The organism is Nitrospira sp. BLG_2, assembly GCF_049222245.1.
This window is the reverse complement of the sequence record NZ_JBLYIG010000391.1, coordinates 1-2,860: the sequence shown is the minus strand read 5'-3', so window position 1 is coordinate 2,860 and position 2,860 is coordinate 1. Positions and strand designations below refer to the sequence as shown.

Here is a 2,860-nt window from a genome sequence, read left to right as displayed (position 1 = left end):
TATGGGATGATTGTCGCAGCGCAATCGGCGAGAAGGTACCCGGTGGTGAGATGAAGCGGGACATGAACAGCGCGTTGGTCGTCTGTACGCGTCGAATCGGAGATGTACTCTTATCCACACCGGTCGTTCGCTCGCTCAAGGCGGCTTTGCCCCATCTGATGATCGATATGCTCGTGTTCGAAGGGACGCAGGATATTGTATCGGCCAATCGCGATATTCGACGAATCTGGACGATTCCGGAACGTCCTCGGATCGGAATTCATCTGAGATTGCTTCGCTCGATTTGGCGTCGCTATGACCTCGCCATTTCGGTTTTAGCCGGCGATCGTCCAACCTTTCACACATGGGTCGCCGGCCGATATCGCGTAGGCACTCTCTTGCCAAACAATAAATCATGGTGGAAGCGACGGTTGCTCGATGAATGGGTGCCGTTTGACAATATGAACACCCATACAGTCAGCATGAATCTCCGGCTCCTTGAACGGTTGGAAATCCGGCCGGTTGGGACCCCTGTTGTCAGTTGGAGACCCGAAGATGAAGAATCCGTTCATCGCCTGTTTCCTCGTATGCAGGCTCCTCGGCCATACGCCGTGTTGCATGTCTCTCCAAAATTTTTCTATAAGACATGGACCGTCGCAGGATGGATATCCCTTGGTCGATGGCTGATCGACCATGGGGTGACGGTAGTCGTCACAGGGACTGCGTCGGCCGAAGCGCGGTACTGCGAGCAGGTGGTTCAAGGGTTGCCGGATGCGGTCAATCTGGTCGATCAGGTGACGTTGCCCGGCCTTGGTTGCCTCTTAGGCCACGCCGCGCTCTATGTTGGAACGGATACGGCCGTCAGTCATATGGCGGCAGCGGTCGGTGTCCCGACCGTTGTGTTGTTCGGCCCGTCGAATCCGGTGAAGTGGGGACCCTGGCCAAAAGACTTTCCTCCGACAATGCACAGTCCATGGCAAAGGCAAGGATCACAGCGGCAAGGAAACGTGTTTCTTCTCCAAGGCGAAGGGGAGTGTGTGCCCTGTCTGGGTGAAGGCTGCGACCGTCATGTCGATAGCCTGAGCGATTGCCTGCAGCGGTTGCACGGAAATCGCGTAATCCGGGCGGTTGAAACGATGTTGGCGGAAAGTACGTTTGGCATCCCGACCCTAGATTGCGTATGAAACAGACCGCGGCAAAGCTGTTCCATTCCATCGCCGGTCGATATGGAAACCGCGTGCTTGCTTACCGATCTTTTGTCGTCATCGTCATTCAATTGATCCTCATCCTGGCGGCCAACTTGACGGCCTTTGAGCTACGCTTCGAGGGAGATATCTCTCCTGAATATCGGCAAATCATGTGGGATCACGTGCCCGCGGTGTTGCTGATATTCGGTTCCGGCTTATGGGCGTTTGGGATTCAACGCGGGCTTTGGAGATATGTCGGTCTTCACGATCTGGGCAAGATCCTTTTGGCCTCTCTGACCAGCGCGGCGGTATTTTATGGAGTGGTCCATCATGTCGGCGGCATTACGCAGTATCCTCGCTCAGTCATCATCTTGACCGGTTTGTTGAACGGATTGTATTTGGCGGGCATCCGATTGGCCGTGCGGGGGTTCCGTGAGTGGCTCCAGATCGTTGGGCCGACAGCCAGGCGGGTGCTGATCGTCGGTGCGGGACATGCGGGTGAGTTACTGGTCAGGGATATGCTGTCGGATGCCAATTACAACAGCCTGCCGATCGGATTTGTAGACGATGATCCCGTCAAACGCGGGATGAAGATTCACGGCATACCCGTTGTCGGAATGATCGACGAGATCAAGAGGGTGGCGGAAGTCCTGGAGGCACATGAGATTATCGTCGCTATTCCATCGGGTTCCACGATCGTGAAGCAAAAGATCCTGGCGGCTTCGGAAGGTTGTGCCGTCCCGATCAAGACCCTTCCCGACATCAAACAGCTCTTGGGTGATCCCGTTTCGTTGCACCAGGTGCGGCCGATGAGATTGGAAGATCTGCTACAGCGTGAGCCGATCCAGACGGATCGGCAAGCACTGTATCCTCTCATCACCGGGAAGACGCTGCTTGTTACCGGAGCGGGAGGGTCGATCGGATCGGAATTATGCCGACAAATCGCCCGGCAAAAACCGCAAGCCTTGGTCTTGTTCGAGCGCTACGAAAACGCACTCCATTCGCTTCTGTTGGAGCTACGAACGTCCTTTCCCGATATAAGGGTCCTCCCCATCGTCGGAGATGTGACAGCGCTGGATCGCGTCTCGGAAGTGTTTGGGCAGACCAGCCCCGATATTGTGTTTCATGCTGCCGCGCACAAACATGTTCCGCTGATGGAACTCAACCCCAAGGAAGCAATCCGCAACAATATCTTGGGAACCCGTGTGGTCGCCGAAGTCGCTTTGAAAACAGGCGTTGACCGATTTGTGTTGATCTCCACGGATAAGGCCGTCAATCCATCGAGCATCATGGGCGTCACCAAGAGAATCGCGGAACACTTGGTGCAGGAGTTCAACCACACCGGTCTCACGAAATTTACAGTCGTGCGGTTCGGCAACGTGTTGGGCAGCAATGGGAGCGTGGTGCCCCTGTTTTCCGAACAGATCCGCAGAGGCGGTCCGGTGACCGTCACTCATCCGGAGATCAAGCGGTTTTTCATGACGATTCCGGAGGCCGTGCAATTGGTCCTCCAAGCGAGCGTGATGGGGCGTGGAGGAGAAGTGTTCGTGCTGGATATGGGAGAACAGATCAAAGTCGCTGATCTGGCCAGAAATATGGTGATGTTGGCAGGCCTCGTCCCTGGAAAGGACGTTGACATCGTCTTTACGGGGCTCCGGCCGGGAGAAAAGTTGTACGAGGAGCTGTTTGAGAGC

2 protein-coding genes are annotated in these 2,860 nt (G+C 55.5%); both read left to right on the top strand.

The annotated features are described in order from the left end of the window. Positions 1 to 1,163: glycosyltransferase family 9 protein (locus ACOSYY_RS10815; RefSeq protein ID WP_421662366.1), on the top strand; the 1,163-nt coding region annotated here is incomplete at its 5' end. Continuing rightward, positions 1,160 to 2,860 (top strand): polysaccharide biosynthesis protein (locus ACOSYY_RS10810; RefSeq protein ID WP_421662365.1); only part of this gene is annotated, 1,701 nt, incomplete at its 3' end. The genes ACOSYY_RS10815 and ACOSYY_RS10810, both read left to right, overlap by 4 nt.